17 protein-coding genes and 1 riboswitch are annotated in these 17,574 nt (G+C 68.5%); of the genes, 13 read left to right on the forward strand and 4 right to left on the reverse strand.

All coding sequences use genetic code 11. From position 1 onward, the window contains the following. Nucleotides 1-823: 823 nt before the first annotated feature. The 9 genes from MNI96_RS15230 to MNI96_RS15270 all read left to right on the forward strand — a co-directional run bounded on the left by MNI96_RS15230 (nucleotide 824) and on the right by MNI96_RS15270 (nucleotide 9,658). Nucleotides 824-1,723: an NAD(P)-dependent oxidoreductase gene (locus tag MNI96_RS15230; RefSeq protein WP_249694511.1), complete on the forward strand. Its 900-nt coding sequence runs from the start codon at nucleotides 824-826 to the stop codon at nucleotides 1,721-1,723. Continuing rightward, entirely contained in the window at nucleotides 1,716-2,972 is a 1,257-nt protein-coding gene (locus MNI96_RS15235) for an alpha/beta fold hydrolase (protein WP_249694514.1), read from the forward strand. Before MNI96_RS15230 ends, MNI96_RS15235 begins: the two co-directional genes overlap by 8 nt. A 19-nt stretch (nucleotides 2,973-2,991) precedes the next feature. Further along, nucleotides 2,992-3,402 carry a carboxymuconolactone decarboxylase family protein gene (locus MNI96_RS15240; protein WP_249694516.1) on the forward strand — a complete coding sequence of 137 codons (411 nt, stop codon included), beginning with the start codon at nucleotides 2,992-2,994 and terminating at the stop codon, nucleotides 3,400-3,402. Between the two features lie 54 nt (nucleotides 3,403-3,456). Continuing rightward, the gene (locus tag MNI96_RS15245; RefSeq protein WP_249694518.1) at nucleotides 3,457-4,686 is read left to right on the forward strand and encodes an ABC transporter substrate-binding protein; all 1,230 of its coding nucleotides are present in this window, start codon (nucleotides 3,457-3,459) and stop codon (nucleotides 4,684-4,686) included. Between the two features lie 82 nt (nucleotides 4,687-4,768). Beyond that, on the forward strand, nucleotides 4,769-5,659 hold the full coding sequence (locus tag MNI96_RS15250; RefSeq protein WP_249694521.1) for a branched-chain amino acid ABC transporter permease: 891 nt from the start codon (nucleotides 4,769-4,771) through the stop codon (nucleotides 5,657-5,659). Then, nucleotides 5,656-6,645: a branched-chain amino acid ABC transporter permease gene (locus MNI96_RS15255; protein ID WP_249694523.1), complete on the forward strand. Its 990-nt coding sequence runs from the start codon at nucleotides 5,656-5,658 to the stop codon at nucleotides 6,643-6,645. Before MNI96_RS15250 ends, MNI96_RS15255 begins: the two co-directional genes overlap by 4 nt. Beyond that, a complete protein-coding gene (locus MNI96_RS15260; RefSeq protein WP_249694524.1) occupies nucleotides 6,642-7,382 on the forward strand; it encodes an ABC transporter ATP-binding protein in 741 nt (246 codons plus the stop codon). Before MNI96_RS15255 ends, MNI96_RS15260 begins: the two co-directional genes overlap by 4 nt. Continuing rightward, on the forward strand, nucleotides 7,382-8,116 hold the full coding sequence (locus MNI96_RS15265) for an ABC transporter ATP-binding protein (RefSeq protein ID WP_249694526.1): 735 nt from the start codon (nucleotides 7,382-7,384) through the stop codon (nucleotides 8,114-8,116). The genes MNI96_RS15260 and MNI96_RS15265 overlap by 1 nt, the downstream gene beginning before the upstream one ends. Before the next feature lie 75 nt (nucleotides 8,117-8,191). Continuing rightward, nucleotides 8,192-9,658: an NAD-dependent succinate-semialdehyde dehydrogenase gene (locus tag MNI96_RS15270; protein WP_249694528.1), complete on the forward strand. Its 1,467-nt coding sequence runs from the start codon at nucleotides 8,192-8,194 to the stop codon at nucleotides 9,656-9,658. A 90-nt stretch (nucleotides 9,659-9,748) separates the two neighbouring features. On the opposite strand, the gene MNI96_RS15275 is transcribed toward MNI96_RS15270, so the two are convergent. From MNI96_RS15275 to MNI96_RS15290, 4 genes are all read right to left on the reverse strand, one after another. After that, nucleotides 9,749-10,492, reverse strand: coding sequence for a sulfite exporter TauE/SafE family protein (locus MNI96_RS15275; protein ID WP_249694530.1), 744 nt, complete (start codon nucleotides 10,490-10,492; stop codon nucleotides 9,749-9,751). A 31-nt stretch (nucleotides 10,493-10,523) separates the two neighbouring features. Continuing rightward, nucleotides 10,524-11,090, reverse strand: a complete 567-nt coding sequence (locus MNI96_RS15280) for a GreA/GreB family elongation factor (RefSeq protein WP_249694532.1) — start codon at nucleotides 11,088-11,090, stop codon at nucleotides 10,524-10,526. Between the two features lie 166 nt (nucleotides 11,091-11,256). Further along, a complete protein-coding gene (gene rnk / locus MNI96_RS15285; RefSeq protein WP_249694534.1) occupies nucleotides 11,257-11,688 on the reverse strand; it encodes a nucleoside diphosphate kinase regulator in 432 nt (143 codons plus the stop codon). Nucleotides 11,689-12,075: 387 nt separating this feature from the next. Then, on the reverse strand, nucleotides 12,076-12,270 hold the full coding sequence (locus MNI96_RS15290) for a hypothetical protein (protein ID WP_249694536.1): 195 nt from the start codon (nucleotides 12,268-12,270) through the stop codon (nucleotides 12,076-12,078). Nucleotides 12,271-12,512: 242 nt separating this feature from the next. Then, a riboswitch (cobalamin riboswitch) is annotated at nucleotides 12,513-12,728 on the forward strand. A 179-nt stretch (nucleotides 12,729-12,907) separates the two neighbouring features. On the opposite strand from MNI96_RS15290, the gene MNI96_RS15295 reads away from it, so the two are divergent. The 4 genes from MNI96_RS15295 (at nucleotide 12,908) to MNI96_RS15310 (ending at nucleotide 17,556) form a co-directional block, all read left to right on the forward strand. Then, nucleotides 12,908-14,890 (forward strand): TonB-dependent receptor plug domain-containing protein, encoded by a 1,983-nt coding sequence (locus tag MNI96_RS15295; RefSeq protein ID WP_249694538.1) that lies wholly within the window; start codon nucleotides 12,908-12,910, stop codon nucleotides 14,888-14,890. 106 nt (nucleotides 14,891-14,996) lie between these two features. Then, nucleotides 14,997-15,767 carry an ABC transporter substrate-binding protein gene (locus MNI96_RS15300; RefSeq protein WP_249694540.1) on the forward strand — a complete coding sequence of 257 codons (771 nt, stop codon included), beginning with the start codon at nucleotides 14,997-14,999 and terminating at the stop codon, nucleotides 15,765-15,767. Further along, nucleotides 15,764-16,762 carry a FecCD family ABC transporter permease gene (locus MNI96_RS15305; protein ID WP_249694542.1) on the forward strand — a complete coding sequence of 333 codons (999 nt, stop codon included), beginning with the start codon at nucleotides 15,764-15,766 and terminating at the stop codon, nucleotides 16,760-16,762. The genes MNI96_RS15300 and MNI96_RS15305 overlap by 4 nt, the downstream gene beginning before the upstream one ends. Then, nucleotides 16,759-17,556, forward strand: coding sequence for an ABC transporter ATP-binding protein (locus MNI96_RS15310; RefSeq protein ID WP_249694544.1), 798 nt, complete (start codon nucleotides 16,759-16,761; stop codon nucleotides 17,554-17,556). The genes MNI96_RS15305 and MNI96_RS15310 overlap by 4 nt, the downstream gene beginning before the upstream one ends. Nucleotides 17,557-17,574 lie beyond the last annotated feature (18 nt).

Consider the following 17,574-nt stretch of genomic DNA (forward strand, 5'->3'; position numbering starts at 1 on the left):
GAGGGGATGCGAGGGCGTGCCCCTTTCTGGGGGTGACGGGAGAGGGAATGCGGGGTGGTGCCTCCTCCTCGGAGGTCATCCCGGCCGCAGGCGAAGCCGGAGAGCCGGGAGCCATTGGCGCCCTCGGCAGGGGTTAAGCGGGAGGCATCGCCACCTCCTCGGCTGTCACGCCTGCGCAGGCAGGCGTCCAGTATCCGCTGGGGCAGATGGTGGCGCAAAACTGGCCGCCACCGGCGGTTCGGCGGCAGGGCTGAGGCCCGACTTCAACCGTTCGAGTGTACTAGATCCCGGTTTTCGGCTGCGCCGAAACTGGGATGACATCCTGTGGTCGGGGTTTGCGTGGGCGTGCCCTCCGCCGCGGCTCTGGAAGCCAATAGGCCCCGGGTCGCGCTGCGCTTGCCCGGGGTGACGGCAGAGGGGATGCGAGGCCGTGCCCCTTTCCCGGGGTAACTGGAGAGGGGATGCGAGGTCGGGCCACGTCTCGGAGTGACAGCCGAGGGGATGCGGGCGCGCGCCATTTTCTCGGAGTGACAGCCGAGGGGATGCGGGCGCGCGCCATTTTCTCGGAGTGACAGCCGAGGGGATGCGGGGCTGTGCCTCCGTCTCAGGCTGACGTTCAAGCTTCCTACCGACCCAAACTCCTTCCCCCTGACGCTCTCCCAACCTTCTCCTTGTGCGCTTTCACGCCCGTATCGCGATGTTGCCGCGGCAGGTTTGCCTGCAAGCGCAGGCACTTGCGCGACTGATTGACAGATTGTCTGATAATCTGATAATGCCGACCTGTCAGTTATGCAGAGGCTGAAAGCCCAGGGAGTTACGGAAAATGGTCGAGCAACCGGTCGCCACAAAAATCGCCTTCATCGGCCTCGGGCGGATGGGGCTGCCGATGGCGGTCAACCTGGTCTCGGCCGGCTACAACGTGACCGGCTACGACCGCTCGGCAGAGGCCTGCGCCGCCTTCGCCGCCAAGGGCGGAACGGCGGCCGACAGCGCCCGCGCGGCGGCACGCGGCGCGGAGATCGTCATCACCATGCTGCCGACCTCGGCCATCGTCGCGTCCTGCCTCGTCGGCGAGGAGAACGCGCTGGCGGACGCGGCGCCGGGCGCGCTGGTGATCGACATGAGCTCGTCGGTGCCCGCCGACACGCTGAAACTCGCCGAGGAGCTGAAGGCGCGCGGTCTCTCGCTGGTCGATGCGCCGGTCTCCGGCGGCGTCGGCAAGGCCATCGACGGCACGCTGGCGATCATGGTCGGCGGCGAGGCGGGCGATGCGGCCCGCGCCGAGCCGGTGCTGAAGGCGATGGGCGAGCGCATCTTCCTCGCCGGCAAGCTGGGCGCCGGCCATGTGATCAAGGTGCTGAACAACTACGTCTCGGCGGCCGGTGCGCTGGCAGCCGTGGAGGCGCTGATCGTCGGCCGCGAGTTCGGCCTCGACGAGGGCGTGATCACCGACATTCTCAACGCCTCGACGGGGCGCAACAACACGACCGAGAACAAGGTCAAGAAGTTCATCCTGTCGGGCGCCTTCAACTCCGGCTTCGATCTGGCGCTGATGTCCAAGGATATCGGCATCGCGGCGGGGCTCGCCGGCGATCTCGGCCTCGACATGAAGCTGCTGGCGCGCACCTCGCAGGAGTGGAACGCGGCGACGGACGAGCTGCCGGCCGGCGCCGACCACACCGAGATCTACCGCTATGTCGACGGCGGCGCGCGCCGTGGCTGACCTGCTCGCCACCCTTGTCGGCCGGTTGCAGGCGGCCTCCGGCGATCCGGAGCTGACCCGGCTGTCGCCGGGCCTCGCCGTGGCGCTGGCGGTCCGCGCGGGCGGCGCGCGCGCCGTGCTGCGGATCGAGGAGGGTAGGGTGGAGACGACCGGCGCGGACGCGTCCGCCGATATCGAGATGATCCTCGGCGAGGGCGTGCTGGAGAAGATGCTGCAGGTGCCGCCGCCGCCGCGCCACCAGGGCTTCACGGCGCTGCAGATCGCCAATCCGGACGTGACGGTCGAGGGCGATGCGCTGGTCATCGCGCGGGCGCGCGCCGCGCTGGAGCGGCTGTTCGAGATGGCGCTCTCAGCGCCCGAGCTTGCCGCGCCGAGGCGGACCCGCCGCACCGACGGGATCGCCGGGCGCCGTGTCACGCTCAACTGCGCCGAAGGGCCGCTGGAGATCCACACGGACATTGCCGGGCGCAAGGGCGCGGTGCCGCTGGTGTTCTTGCACACGGCGGGGGCGGATGCGCGCCAGTTCGAGGCGCAGATGGCCGACAGCGCGCTGGGCGATGCCTACGAGCTGCACGCGCCGGATATGCCGTTCCACGGGCGCTCAATGCCGCCGCTCGGCTGGGACGGGGCGCCCTACACGCTGACGGCGGAGCGTTATCTCGACTGGGTGAGGGCCTATCTGGCGCAGGTCGTCGGCCGGCCGGCGATTCTCGCCGGCTGCTCGATGGGCGCGGCGGTGACGCTGGTCTGCGCGGCGCGCGCGCCGGAGCTGCTGCGCGGCGTGCTGCCGATCGAGCCGCCCTACCGCTCCAAGGGGCGGATCAACCGCGGCCAGAACGACGTCGGCGTCCATGCCGGCCTGCACAACGGCGCCTTTGTGCGCGGGCTGATGGCGCCGACCTCGCCGGAAGGCTATCGCCGCCGCGCCGCCTGGATCTACTCGCAAGGGGCGCCCGGCGTCTACCAGGCGGATCTCGGCTTCTACTCGCTGGAATTCGACGGCGAGGAGATCGCCCCGATGGTGGATGCCGCCCGCCTGCCGGTGGTGCTGCTGTCGGGCGCCTACGACTACTCGGCGACGCCGGAGGACGGCGCGCGACTCTGCGCCCTGATGCCCGGCGCCCGCCAGATCGTCATGCGCGACCTCGGCCATTTCCCGATGACCGAACATCCCGACCTTTTCGCCGGCTACCTGGATCAGGCGCTGGCGCTTCTCGCCGCCGGACCCGGCGCCCCCTCTCACTCGTGAGCAACTGAAGGAAGCAACGATGACCACCAAGACCATGCGCCCCGACGGAACGCCGGCCGGCGAGCGCTTCGAGGCCGGCCTCAAGACCCGCCGCGAGGTGCTGGGCGACGACTACGTGAACGCCTCGGTCAACAAGGCGACCGACTACAACTGGCCGATGCAGCAGCTCGTCACCGAATACTGCTGGGGCGACGTGTGGAACCGCGAGGGCCTCGGCCGCCGCGAGCGCTCGATCCTCAACCTCGGCATGATCTCGGCGCTCGGCCGCAGCCACGAGCTGCGCCTGCATGTGCGCGGCGCGATCAACAACGGTCTCACCAAGGAAGAGATCCGCGAGATCATGCTGCAGGTCGCCATCTATTGCGGCGTTCCGGCGGGCATCGACAGCTTCCGCACGGCCCAGGACGTCTTCGACGAAATGGGCATCTGAACTGCGCAGCGCCCGGAGCGATATCCGGGCAAACACCCCTGGGAGGAACTCAAGATGACCAAAGACACGTCCAAGTCCCCGTTCAGCCTGTCGCGTCGCCAGGTGTTGGCGGCCGGTGCCGCAACGGCGCTGACCATGCCGTTCTACGCGCGCCGCGGCTTTGCCGCCGACACGATCAATGTCGGCGTGATCCAGCCGCTGTCGGGCGCTAATGCCCAGTTCGGCATCAACTCGCGCAACGGCATCCAGCTCGTCGCCGACGAGATCAACGCCGCCGGCGGCATCAAGTCGATGGGCGGAGCCCAGATCAACCTGATCATCTCCGACGCCACGTCCAACCCGACGCAGGCCGCAACCGTGGCGCAGCGCATGATGTCGCAGGACGGCGTGTGCGCGGTGCTGGGCGCCTTCGCCTCGTCGCTGACGCTGGCGATCTCCGAGGTGACCGAGCGCCGCGGCGTGCCGCTGCTCACCATGTCCTTCTCGGACCAGGTGACGGGCCGCGGCTTCCGCAACATCTTCCAGGTGGTCTCCAAGGCCTCGGACCTGGGCTCGGCGACGATCACCCACACGCTGGACCTTGCCCGCAAGGCCGGCGACGAGATCACCAAGATCGCCATCATGTACGAGGACACCGCCTACGGCACCTCGCAGGCCGGCGGCCTGCGCGCCGCGGCGGAGGCCAACGGCATCGAGGTGGTGATGGACGAGGCCTATCCGCTGGGCATCACCGACGTGTCGCCGCTGATCAACCAGCTGCGCCGCACCGAGGCCCAGGCCGTGTTCCCGGTCTCGTACCTCAACGACAGCCTGCTGATCATCCGCAACATGCGCCAGCAGGGCATCAACCTGCCGACCATCGGCGGCGCGGCCGGCTACATCATCCCGGACTTCCGCAACGGCCTCGGGGAACTGGCCGACGACGTGCTGTCGATCTCGCCGGCCGCCTACGACCAGGCGCCGGAGTTCACCGAGCGGTTCCGCGAGCGCTTCGGCTACTTCATGGTGCACGAGGCGCAGGAGCACGCGGCGTGCATGGGCGTCCTCGCCTCGGCTCTGGAGAAGGCGGGCAACGCCGATCCGCGCCAGCTGCGCGACGTCATCGCCTCGGAGACCTTCGACGAGGGCTGGGCCACCGTCATGTCGGGCGGCAAGATCAAGTTCGACGAGACCGGCCTCAACATCCACGCGGTGCCGATGATGGTGCAGTGGCGCGGCGACGAGCTGGTGACCGTCGCCCCGGCGGAATACGCCAAGGCCGACGCCGTCTGGCACAGCCTCTGATCCCGACATCACGCCCCCGCTGAGGGGCTGCCAGGCTGCCGGGAGGGCCATGAGCCCTCCCGGCGAACCTTGTGAGGGGACAATGGAATACCTCATCATCCTGCTACAGACCCTGCTCGACGGGATCATGATCGGCGGCGTCTACGCGGTGCTGGCGATCGGTCTCAGCCTCGTCTTCGGCGTCATGCACATCGTCAACTTCGCCCATGCGGAATTCATGATGATCGGCATGTTCATCGGCTGGGCGTGCTGGCACTTCTTCGGCCTCGACCCGATGCTCGGCGCCTTCATCGCGCTGGCGGTGACCTTCTGCTTCGGCATGGTGCTGCAGCGCGTGCTGATCCGCCCGGTGCTCGGCGCGCCGCAGGTCGCGCAGATCTTCCTGACCGTCGGCATGCTCTTCGCGCTGGAAAACGCCGCGCTGATGATCATGGGCGCGGAATACCGCTCGGTCACGACCCCCTACCAGACCCAGTCGCTGACGCTGTTTTCCTACGGCAGCGAGCGCGTGCTGGTGGGCATGGACAAGCTCTACGCCTTCCTGATGGCCCTGCTGTCGGGCAGCGCGGTGTGGCTGTTCCTCAACAAGACCCGCTTCGGCGCGGCCATGCGCGCGACCTCGCAGGACCCGATGGCGGCCAAGCTGATGGGCGTCAACACGGACCTGATGTATGCGGTCGCCTTCGGCCTCGGCGTCGGCACCACCGCCTTCGGCGGCTCGGTCGTACTGCCCTACATCACCGCCTCGCCGGCGGTCGGCTCGGGCTACGCGGTGCTGATGTTCACGGTGGTCGTGCTCGGCGGCCTCGGCTCGGTGACCGGGGCGATCATCGGCGGCATCGCCGTCGGCGTCATCCAGTCCTTCTCCGCCCTGTTCATGCCGATCCAGCTGCAGAACCTCGCCCTGTTCGTGGTGTTCATCCTGGTGCTGGCGCTCCGGCCTGAGGGCATCGTCGCCCGGAGGCGTTCATGACCCGCTCCAACACGCTTTCCATCGCGCTTCCCGCGCTGGTGGTCCTGGCGCTGATCATTGCCCCGCTCGGGCTCGATCCCTTCGGCTACACGCTGCGCATCCTCTGCCTGATGCTGCTGTTCTGCGCGATGGGCCAGGCCTGGAACATCGTCGGCGGCCTCGCCAACCAGATCTCGCTCGGCCATGCCGCCTATTTCGGCATCGGCGCCTACAGCTCGACGATCCTGTTCGGCTCGCTCGGCGTCTCGCCGCTGATCGGCGTGTTCGTCGGCATGTTCCTGGCGGCGATCTTCGCCCTGGTGCTGTCGCTGCCGACGCTGAGGCTCAAGGGCCACTACTTCGCGCTGGCAACGCTTGCCGCCGGCGAGGTCGCCCGCGTCGTCGCCAACTCCTGGACCAGCCTGACGGGCGGCCCGGTCGGCATCTCGGTGCCCTACCGTCCCGATGCCGGCTTCTGGGCGCTGCAGTTCCAGACCGTGCTGCCGAACTACTACCTGTTCCTCGGGGCCATGATCCTGGTGTCGCTGGTGTTCTGGCTGGTCCAGACCTCGGCCTTCGGCTACCGGCTGCGCGCGATCAAGGAGAACGAGACGGCGGCCGAGGTGATCGGCGTCAACACCTACCGGGTGAAGCTGCATGCCTCGATCCTGTCGGCGGTGCTGACCGCGATGCTCGGCACGCTCTACGCCCAGTTCCAGTTCTTCTTCGATCCCGACACGATCTTCGGCGTGGCGACGATCTCGGTGAAGATGGCGCTGATCGTGATCCTGGGCGGAGCCGGCCGGCTGTACGGTCCCTGGGTCGGGGCGGCGGTGATCATCCCGCTGGAAGAGATGGCCAACTCCTATCTCGGCAACTCCATCGCCGGCCTGTCGCAATTCGCCTACGGCGTGCTGCTGATCGTGGTGATCCTGCTCAACCCGCGCGGCCTGATCTCGCTGTTCGAGTCCCTGCGCGACCGGCTCAAGGGGAGGCAGCGCGCATGAGCGGCCATCTTCTGGAAGTGCGGAACGTCACCCGGCGCTTCGGCGGCCTGGTGGCCAATTCCGACGTCACCTTCACCGTCTCGCCGGGCGAGATCATCGGCCTGATCGGCCCCAACGGCGCGGGCAAGACGACGCTGTTCAACGTGCTGGTGGGCATCTATCCGCCGAGCTCGGGCGAGGTGATCTTCGACGGCAAGAGCATCGGCGGCCTGAAACCGCACCAGATCGCCAAGGCCGGGCTGACCAAGACGTTCCAGAACGTCGCGCTGTTCGGCGAAACCTCCGTGCTCGACAATGTCGTCACCGGCGGGCTGGTCAATCGCAGCCTGACGGATGCGCGCCGCTTTGCGGCCGAGTGCCTGGAGCGGGTCGGCATCGGCGCCATCGCGCAGAAGAAGGCGGGCGACCTGTCCTTCCCCGAGCGCGCCCGCGTCGAGGTGGCCCGTGCCCTGTGCACCTCGCCCAAGCTGCTGCTGCTGGACGAGGTGATGGCGGCGCTGACGCCGGCAGAGATGGAGGAGATCATCGAGCTCGTGCGCTCGCTGCGCGACGAGGGCATGACCTTCATCGTCGTCGAGCACCACATGAAGGCGGTGATGAAGCTGTGCGAGCGGCTGATCGTGCTGAACTTCGGCGAGATGATCGCCGACGGCACGCCGGAGGAGATCGCCGGCAACCGCAAGGTGCTCGACGCCTATCTTGGCGCCAATTTCTCGACGCAAGGGGAGGGCCACTGATGCCGGCCTCAGCCAACGACAAGGACGTCCTGCTGGACATCGGCGAGCTGACCGCCGGCTACGGCGCCCAGCCGGTCCTGCACGGCATCTCGCTGCATGTGGCGCGCCACGAGTTCGTTGCCGTGATCGGCGCCAACACCGCCGGCAAGAGCACGCTTTTGCGCGCGATCTCGGGCCTTCTGCCCCAGTGCAAGGGCCGCATCGCCTTCGACGGCAAGGACCTGACCAAGCTGAAGGCGCACGAGATCGCCGGGCTGGGCATTGCCCATGTCCCGGAGGGGCGCCATGTGTTCCCGGAGATGACGGTCGAGGACAATCTGCGCATGGGAGCCTATGCGCGTGCCGACCAGGCGGCGACGCAGCAGTCCCTGGAGCGGGTGTTCGAGCTGTTTCCGCGGCTGAAGGAGCGGCGGGCGCAATATGCCGGCTCCATGTCCGGCGGCGAGCAGCAGATGGTGGCGGTCGGCCGCGGCATGATGCTGGAGCCCAAGCTCCTCATCCTCGACGAGCCGAGCCTCGGCCTTGCGCCGCTGGTCGTTGAGGAAATGCATCAGCGCTTCCTCGACATTCACCGCTCCGGCGTTACGGTGCTGCTCGTCGAGCAGAACGTCTCGCTGGCCCTGCACAGCGCGGAACGCGCCTATGTGATGTCCTCGGGCTCCATCGAGATCGAGGGCTCGGCGCGCGAGCTGCTGCACGACGACCGCATTCGCAAGGCCTATCTGGGCATCTGACGGCGCAAGACCCGATGCTGCGCCTCGGCTCCGGGTCTTGCACCCCGCACGGATACGAAGAAAGGACGACCCCGCATGGCTGAGAATCCCCTCGCCCTGAAGGACCCCGGCCTGCTGAAGACGCAGGCCTATGTGAACGGACGCTGGATCGACGGCGAAAAGACCTTCCCGGTCTACAACCCGGCGACCGGCGAACTGGTGGCGAACGTGACGGATCTCGGTCCGTCCGACGTCGCCGGCGCGGTCGACGCCGCCCATGCCGCCCAGCCCGCCTGGGCGGCGAAGACCGGCAAGGAGCGCGCGGCGGTGCTGCGCCGCTGGTTCGACCTGATGGTCGAGAATGCCGACGACCTCGCCACCATCCTCACCGCCGAGATGGGCAAGCCCTGGCCGGAAGCGCGCGGCGAGATCCTCTACGGCGCCTCGTTCATCGAGTGGTTCGCCGAAGAAGCCAAGCGCATCTACGGCGAGACGATCCCCGGCCACCAGGCCGACAAGCGCATCGTCGTCATCCGCCAGCCGGTCGGCGTCGTCGGCTCGATCACGCCGTGGAACTTCCCCAATGCGATGATCGCCCGCAAGGTGGCGCCGGCGCTGGCCGTCGGCTGTTCCTTCGTCGCCCGTCCGGCCGAGCTGACGCCGCTGTCCGCCATCGCCATGGCGGTGCTGGCCGAGCGCGCCGGGGTGCCGGCCGGCATCTTCAACGTGCTGCCCTCGTCGGATTCGGCCGGTGTCGGCCAGGAGCTCTGCGCCAATCCGAAGGTCGCCAAGATCACCTTCACCGGCTCCACCCGCGTCGGGCGGATCCTGATGAAGCAGTGCGCCGACACGATCAAGAAGATGTCGCTGGAACTCGGCGGCAACGCGCCCTTCATCGTCTTCGACGACGCGGATGTCGATGCGGCGGTCGAGGGCGCGCTGATCGCCAAGTACCGCAATGGCGGGCAGACCTGCGTCTGCGCCAACCGCATCTACGTCCAGTCCGGCATCTACGACGCCTTCGCCGCGAAGCTGGCGGAGAAGGTGCGCGGCATGAAGATCGGCAACGGCTTCGAGGAGGGGGTGACCGTCGGTCCCCTGATCAGCGAAGCGGCGCTGAAGAAGGTCGAGGAGCACGTGTCCGACGCGCTGGCCAAGGGCGCGCGCGTGCTGGAGGGCGGCAAGCGCGCCGAGCTCGGCGGCACGTTCTACCGCCCGACGGTGCTCGCCGACGTGACCAGCGACATGGCGGTGGCGCGCGAGGAGACCTTCGGTCCCGTCGCCCCGCTGTTCCGCTTCGAGGACGAGGCGGAGGCCGTGGCCATGGCCAACGACACCGAGTTCGGCCTTGCTTCCTACTTCTACAGCAAGGATCTCGCCCGGGTCTGGCGGGTGGCCGAGGCGCTGGAAAGCGGCATGGTCGGCATCAACACCGGCCTGATCTCCACCGAGGTCGCGCCCTTCGGCGGCATCAAGCAGTCGGGCCTCGGCCGCGAGGGCTCGCGCCACGGCGTCGAGGACTATCTGGAGCTGAAATACCTGTGCATCGGCGGCATCGGCTGAGGCCGGAGCGCACGCACGCAACAAGAGGGCGGCCCGGCAGATGTCGGGCCGCCCTTTCGATATCTGCCGTCCGCCCGATGTTGCGGCGCCTCAGGAAAAGAGGCGCCAGAAGAAGATGGCGCTCATCACCGTGCCGACCGAGATGACGATGGCCCGCACCACCCGCCGGGGCAGGGCCCTGGCCACCGGCGCGCCGGCATAGCCGCCGATGGTGGCGGCGACCATCATCAGCATCGCCTGCGGCCAGCTGACGAGACCGGCCGCGGCGAAGGTTGCGACCGAAATGGCGGAAAGGACGAAGGAGAGGCCGGTCTTCAGCCCGTTCATGGCGTTGAGATCGCGCATGCCCCACAGCGAGAACAGCGCCAGCAGGATGATGCCGAGGCCACCATTGAAATAGCCGCCATAGATCGACACGAGGATCGTGCCGACAGGCCCGCCGGGAGCAAGCCGCCGGCGCTGCGCCCAGCCCTGCAACCGGTCGCCGAAGGCGAAGGCGAGGGTGGCGGCAAGCAGGAGGAAGGGAACGACCGCCGAAAAGCCGTCGTTGGACGACACCAGCAGCAGCAGCGAGCCGATGAAGCCACCGATCGCGGTGGCAATGACGACCTTGACGAGGAGCGCGCGGTCGAGGGCCGCGATTTCCTTTCGGAAGCCGGCGACGCCGCCGAGATAGCCGGGAAGCACGGCGACCGTGCTGGTCGCGTTGGCCGCCACCACCGGCACGCCGGTATAGACCAGCGCGGGGAAGGTCAGGAACGTGCCGCCTCCCGCGACCGTGTTGAGCATGCCGGCGGCGAACGCGGCCGCCGCCAGCACCATGTAGTCGAGCATGGATGTTTTCTCTCCAGATGGGGCCCGGACCTCAGGCGGCCGAGGGGCCGGGATCTTCCGGCCCCTTGTAGCCGCCCGCCGCAGAATGGTCTCTACCGGACAGGGCGCCATGCACCAGTTTCAGCACGGGGCGGCGGCGCGCCGGCTCGGGCATCGCCTGTGCCGCCGCTGCGCCGGCCTCTCCGCTGCCGCCGCCGCCGCTGCGCCGGGCGGCCTCCGGCTGGAAATGCACCTTCTGCAGCAGGATCCGCTCCTGGCGGCCGGCCGCGTCCGTCAGCACGAATTCCTCGCCCTCCGACAGGCCGAGCAGGGCCAGCCCCCGCCGGGTGGTGATCGGCAGGAACATGCCCATCGGCATGGACAGGTGGTCGTGCGAGATCACCCGCGTGTCGGGCGTGCGCCCGTCGACGCTGTAGGTGATGCGGCTGCTCAGGGTCGCGACCGTCTCCGGCACGTCTTCCCGGAAGACGATGGTCGCTGCCTCGAGCTTGCGCTTGAGGATCGGCACGAGAGGGTCCTCGCGGCCGCGGCGGCGGTCGCGCATCACCTCGAGAATGGTGAAGTCCTTGGTGGTCAGGATGCAGGTGTCGATGGACATCGCAGGTCTCCAGCGCTCCGTCCGCGGAGCGGCAAAGGTGAAACGGATCGGAGTCCCCCTGGCCGCTTTCGGTAGCGGCACAGGGGTTAGGATCCTGCGATGAGACACCCTCCGAAAATCGCCAGCCGGTCGCGCGGCTTCGGCTCTTGGGTCGACGCGGTGGCGGTCATGCGGGGCGCGCGTCGGCCTCGGCCGGGACGGGAAGCTCGACGCTCTCCACGGTCAGCCGGTGGGTGTGCCCGTCCAGCGCGGTCCAGTCGATGGACTGGCCGGCGGACAGGCCGATCAGGGCGGCGCCGATCGGGGTGAGGACGGAGATCTTGCCCTCGGCGATGTTGGCTTCGCCCGGGAAGACCAGCGTCACGGTGCGGTCCTCGCCGGCATCGGTGGTGAAGCGCAGCCGCGATCCCATGCGCACGACGTCGGCGGAAATGCGCCGGTCGTCGACGATGCGGGCGCGGTCGAGCTCGCTCGCCAGCTGCTCCGCGACAGCGGGATTGCGGGTGGAAATGGAGTCGGCAAGCCCGGACAGCCGCTCGTGGTCCGAGCGGGTGAGGGTGATGGCGGGCTTGCGCTTCTTCTGGGTGGCTGGAGCCATTCTCGGCATCCTTGCAATGTTGTAAGGCCGCCGACGCACGAGCGCGCGCGTCGGGCGGTCAAGGTTCGTGTTGGGAAGTTGTTCGCCGCCTGTGTGGCCCGCTGTCTGCCCGCAAGGGGACGAGCCGGCCTATGCCCCGCGGCCGGGGCGCGACGCGACCTAGCCGGGGGTCAGTGTCCCGCGATGGGGCACACCCTGAAAACGGAAAGCAGGCGCGGAGCGGTCGTGTACATCCCCTGAAGGTCGGTGCTTGCGGGGCGAAAGTCAAGTCGTGGCTTTTGCGGCGGGGTCTTTCCCGTCGTCAATAATCTTGTCTTCATCCTCGCCCGTAGCGATACGCATGATCTCGACGACGTCGCCGATCACTTCAGCGGGGCGCTTCTGTCCTTAGGTCCGGTCGGAATTTTCAATCACTTCGCGAACTTCGTCGTCGGTCTCGGATACGGCGATCTTCTGGCCGTTCAGTAGCACCAGAGTGGTGCATTCTGCGAATGAATCGTATTGAAATGTCGTGATCTTGTCGATCACCACATTAACCGGATCACCGCTGGCATTCTCCGTGAATCTGTGCGTCTTCGGCATGTTGGACCCCGATTGCTTTCCGTTAAGCATATAGGAAAACGCGGCGATGTTCGATGGGATGCCGATCAAATTTCAAACTGAGACACTACCCTTTTACGACCCGGCGACGGCGGGCACGGATTCGCCCACTGGAGGGAGCACGCCTACCGCTCCGCCGCGCCCGGAGATCACCTGACGCAGCGTCCGGTTGTGCCCGCGAACAGGCTCGCGACAGGAGATTGACTCCGGCGGGCGAAACCGCTCTCATTCGAGACGACAGAGGTTCCGGACATGTCCGGATGAAAAGGGAACACGGTGAGGCGTACCCAACAGGGACCGAAACCGTGGCTGCCCCCGCAACTGTGAACGGAGAGTGGACGCTCGAAGGCCACTGACCCCGCCGCGACAGGCAGGGTTGGGAAGGCGAATGTCCGCGACGACCCGTGAGCCAGGAGACCTGCCCCTGTCGGTCACCCGACCTTCGATACGGGGTGTGTCGAGGCGCGGCTTTCCGTTGAGGTGACACCCGAAAACCGCCTGCGCCCGCAGGCCGCTTCCTTGCGTCTTCGCGCGGGGGGCGCGCCCGCGTTCGCCGGCTCGTGCCGTATCGCGACGGAGCGCCGAGGGGCGTTTCGGCGCACGTCAGGGGTGTGTCCGGATGAGTTCGATTTTGCGTGGCGCCTTGCGCGCCGGGCCGGTGGCTGCCGTGGTTGGGGCCGGAATGGGGGCGGCGGTGATCGCCGTGCCGGGCGAGACCTGCGCGCAAGGCTTCGAAGAGGAGCCGACGCAGCTCCGCCGCATCGTCGTGTCGGCCGGGCGCACGCCGGTCGCCGCCGAGGCGGTGGGCCGCGCCCATACGGTGATCACGGGCGAGGAACTGGAGACGACGCAGCAGCGCTATGTCGCCGACGCGCTGCGCAAGGTGCCGGGCCTTGCCGTCTCGCGCACCGGCGGCAATGGCGGCATGACGCAGATCCGCATCCGCGGCTCGGAAGCCAACCACGTGCTGGTGCTGATCGACGGCGTCGAGGTGGCGGCGACCTCCAGCGGCGAGTTCGATTTCGGCGGATTGCAGGTCGCAGACATCGAGCGGATCGAGGTGCTGCGCGGCCCGCAAAGCGCCATCTACGGCTCCAATGCCAGCTCCGGCGTCATCGCCATCACCACCAAGGGCGGCATCCGCAACGACCTGGAAATCACCGGCCGGACCGAGACGGGCACCGACAGGACGGTGGCCGGCCATGTCGGCGTGCGCGGCGGCGGCGAGAGGTACGACATCGCGGTCTCCGGCGCCTGGCGCCAGAACGAAGGCTTCAACATCTCGCAGTTCGGCTCGGAAAAGGACGGCGACCGCAACGCCACGCTGAACGGCCGTTTCAACTGGGACATCACCGACGCCCTGAGCCTCGATCTCAGCGCCCGCTATGTCGACCGCAAGTCGGACACGGACGACCAGGACTCCGCCTGGCCGCCGACCCCGACCGAAGGCCTCGTCGTCGACACGCCCGGCCACAACGCGACGAAGGAGTTCTACACCGGCGTCGGGCTGTCCTGGTCGCTGTTCGACGACCGCCTGGTGCAGAAGGCGCGCGCCGAATATACCGGCCTGGAGCGCCGCGGCCTCAACTCCGGCAGCCTGAACGGCAACGACGACCGCCGCCTGCACCTGAGCTATCAGGCGACGGTGAGCGCGGCGACACCGGACTTCCTCGATGCCGAGCACAGCCTGACCGGCGCCATCGAATGGGAGCGCGAGCACTACAAGAACGCCTTTCCTGCCTTCGATCCCTCGCAGATCCCCGGCAAGCAGCGCGACCTGACCAGCTATGTCGCCGAGTATCGCGGCGCGTTCCTCGACGCCCTGTTCTTCAGTGCAGGCCTGCGCTACGACCGCAACGACCAGTTCAAGGACACGCTGACCTACAGCGCCAGCGCCGCCTATCAGCTGCACGAGACGGGCACGCGGTTCCACGCTTCCATCGGCACGGGCGTCACCAACCCGACCTTTTTCGAGCAGTTCGGCTTCATTCCGGCAAGCTTCTCCGGCAATCCGAACCTCAGGCCGGAAAAGAACTTCGCCTGGGACATCGGCATCGAGCAACGGTTCTGGGACGGGCGGGCGGTCACTGATGTGACCTATTTCAACGAGCGTCTGGAAGACGAGATCTGGACGCCCTTTGTGCCGGGCGTCGGCTCCTCGCCGGCCAACATGGCGGGCACCAGCCGGCGCCGGGGCATCGAGGTGTCGCTCGGTGTCGAGCTGCTGGCCGACCTCCACGCCAAGGGCACCTACACCTATCTCGATGCGACCGAGCCGAGCGGCCTGCAGGAGGTGCGCCGTCCCAAGCATTCGGCCTCGCTCAGCCTGACCTATGCCTTCCATGACGGGCGGGGCAACCTCTTCCTCGACACGATCTTCAACGGCCGGATGAAGGACAGCGAGTTCATCAGCGCAACGCCGCAGACGCGGGTGACGCTGTCCGAGTATGTCCTCGTCAATGCCGGCGCCGACTACAAGGTCTCGGACAATTTCACGGTCTATGGCCGTGTCGAGAACCTGCTCGATCAGCGTTACCAGGAAGTCTACAGCTACAACGCACAAGGACTGGCCGCCTATGCGGGCATCAAGGCAAGCTTCTGACCCAAGAGGCAGGGCAGCGGGGGTATTCCTCGCCGTCCTGCTGGCGCTGGCGGGTCCGGCTCCCGCCGCTCTCGCGGCAGGCGAGGCGCCCCGGCGGGTGGTGTCGATGAACCTGTGCACCGACCAGATCGCCATGCTGGTGGCAGCGCCCGGCCAGCTCGTCTCGGTGTCCTATCTGGCGGCGAGGCCCGACGCCTCCCTGATGAGCGCGCAGGCGGCCGGGCTGACGATCAATCACGGGCTGGCGGAGGAGATCCTGCGCCTCGACCCGGACCTGGTGATTTCGGGCACCTATACGCGGCGGGCGACGGTCAACATGCTGCGGCGCCTGGGGCGCCGGGTGGAGGAATTCGCCCCGGCGAACGGCTTTGCCGACATTCGCGAAAACGTCCGCCGGATGGGCGAGCTGCTCGGGCGCGAGGGGCAGGCCGCGCGGCTGATCGCCGCCTTCGATGCCGAGGCTGCCGCCCTTGCCGCCGCACCGCCGGGCGAAGGGGCGCCGGTGCTCGGCTCCTTCGGCGCCAACAGCTACACCACCGGCGGCGGCACGCTGGAAAACGAGATCGTCGGCGCGGCGGGCCTGCGCCATCTCGGCGAGGAACTGGCCATCGAAGGCATGGCGCGGCTGCCGCTGGAGGCCTTGGTGCTGGCCGACCCGGACTATGTGCTGCTGTGGGAGCGCTCGCTCGACGATCCTTCGCGCGCGGCGGACATCCTGCGCCATCCGGTGCTGGATGCGCGCTTCGGCGGCGAGCGGCGGGTTTCCGCCGACAGCCGCGCCTGGATCTGCGGCACGCCGCTGACGCTGGAGGCGGTGGCGAAGCTGCGCACTGATGCCGGCGGCGGGACCTCATCGCTGCGGGAGACGAACCGGTGACCGCGGACCGGCGCTATCCGCTGCTGCTGGCCGGCCTCGGCCTGCTGGCCGCGCTGCTGTTCCTCGCCTCGCTCGGGATCGGCCAGGTGTGGATCGATCCGCTGACGCTCGTCGCAGCGTTCCGCGACACGCAAAGCGCCGAAGCGCTGATCCTCGCCGAGATCCGCCTGCCGCGCGCGCTGCTGGGCGCGGGTATCGGCGCGATCCTCGGCCTGTCGGGGGCGGTGCTGCAGGGCTTCCTGCGCAATCCACTGGCTGAGCCGGGCCTGCTCGGCATTTCCGCGAGTGCTTCGCTCGGCGCGGTGATCGCCATCTATGCCGGGCTGACGGCGCTGCACCCTTACGCGCTGCCGCTCTGCGCGCTGGCCGGCGCGCTGGTCGCGGTGACGCTGGTGCAGATGCTGGTGGGGCGCTCCGGCGACATCCTCGTCATCATCCTCGCCGGCGTCGCCCTGTCCTCGCTCGCCGGAGCGCTGACCTCGCTGGCGCTGAACCTGGCGCCGAGCCCCTTCGCGGCGCTGGAAATCGTCTTCTGGATGCTGGGCTCGCTGACCGACCGCAGCCTCGTCCATGTCGGACTGGCGCTCCCCTTCATCCTGGTCGGCGGCGTCATGCTGGCGCTGACGGGGCGGGCGCTCGATGCGCTGGCGCTCGGGCCCGATGTTGCCCGCAGCCTCGGCGTCAATCTCGACCGCACGCGGGTGCTGGCGGTGGTGGGAACCGCCATCGGCGTCGGCGGGGCGACGGCGGTGAGCGGTGCCATCGGCTTCGTCGGGCTGATCGTGCCGCATCTGCTGCGCCCGCTCGTCGGCCACCGGCCCTCGCGCCTGCTGCCGGCAAGCGCGCTGGGCGGGGCGGCCTTCCTGCTGGCCGCCGATATCGCGGTGCGGGTGGTGATGCCCGAGCGGGACCTGAAGCTCGGCGTCGTCACCGCCATTCTCGGTGCGCCGTTCTTCCTCTGGCTGCTGGTGAGCCTTCGCAGGAGGACGGCATGATCCGTCTCGACTGCGAGAGCGTCGCCGTGCGCCGGGGCGCGCGCGAGACCCTGCGGGGGGTCTCGTTTTCCTGCGAGCGGCCGCAGCTGGTCGGCGTGATCGGCCCGAACGGGGCCGGCAAGTCGACCCTGATGCGGGCGATGACCGGATTGCAGCCCCATGCGGGCAGCCTCCGCTGGCAGGGGCGGGAACTCGCCGCGATGCCGCCGGGCGAACGGGCCCGGCTGATCGCCTACATGCCGCAGGAGCGGACGGTCCACTGGCCGATGGACTGCATCGAGGTGGTGCTGCTGGGGCGCCTGCCGCATCGCGGCGGGTTCGGCGGGGCGTCCGCCGACGACCTGCGCCAGGCCCGCGAGGCGATGGAGCGGATGGACGTCATCGGCTTTGCCCGCCGGCCCTTCGACACGCTGTCGGGCGGCGAACAGGCGCGGGTGCTGATCGCCCGCATGCTGGCGCAGGCCCCGCATGCCTGCATCGCCGACGAGCCGGTGAACGGCCTCGACCCGGCGCACCAGATCGCCCTGATGCAGGTGCTGGCAGAGCTGGTGGCCGAGGGGCGCCCGGTCTTCGTGTCGCTGCACGACCTGACGCTGGCGAGCCGGTGGTGCGACCGGCTGCTGCTGCTCGACCGCGGGTGCCTCGTCGCCGACGGGGCGCCGGGCGAGGTGCTGAACGCCGAGCGCCTTGCCGGCGTCTACGGCATCCGCGCCGAACATATCGACATCGGGGGGCGGCCGTCCGTCGTCCCCAGCGACCTGATTGCCGGGGAGGACCACGTCGAGCCTCATTGACATTCTCGCCGAGATCGC

This window comes from Stappia sp. WLB 29 (assembly GCF_023507705.1).
Taxonomy (GTDB): Bacteria; Pseudomonadota; Alphaproteobacteria; order Rhizobiales; family Stappiaceae; genus Stappia.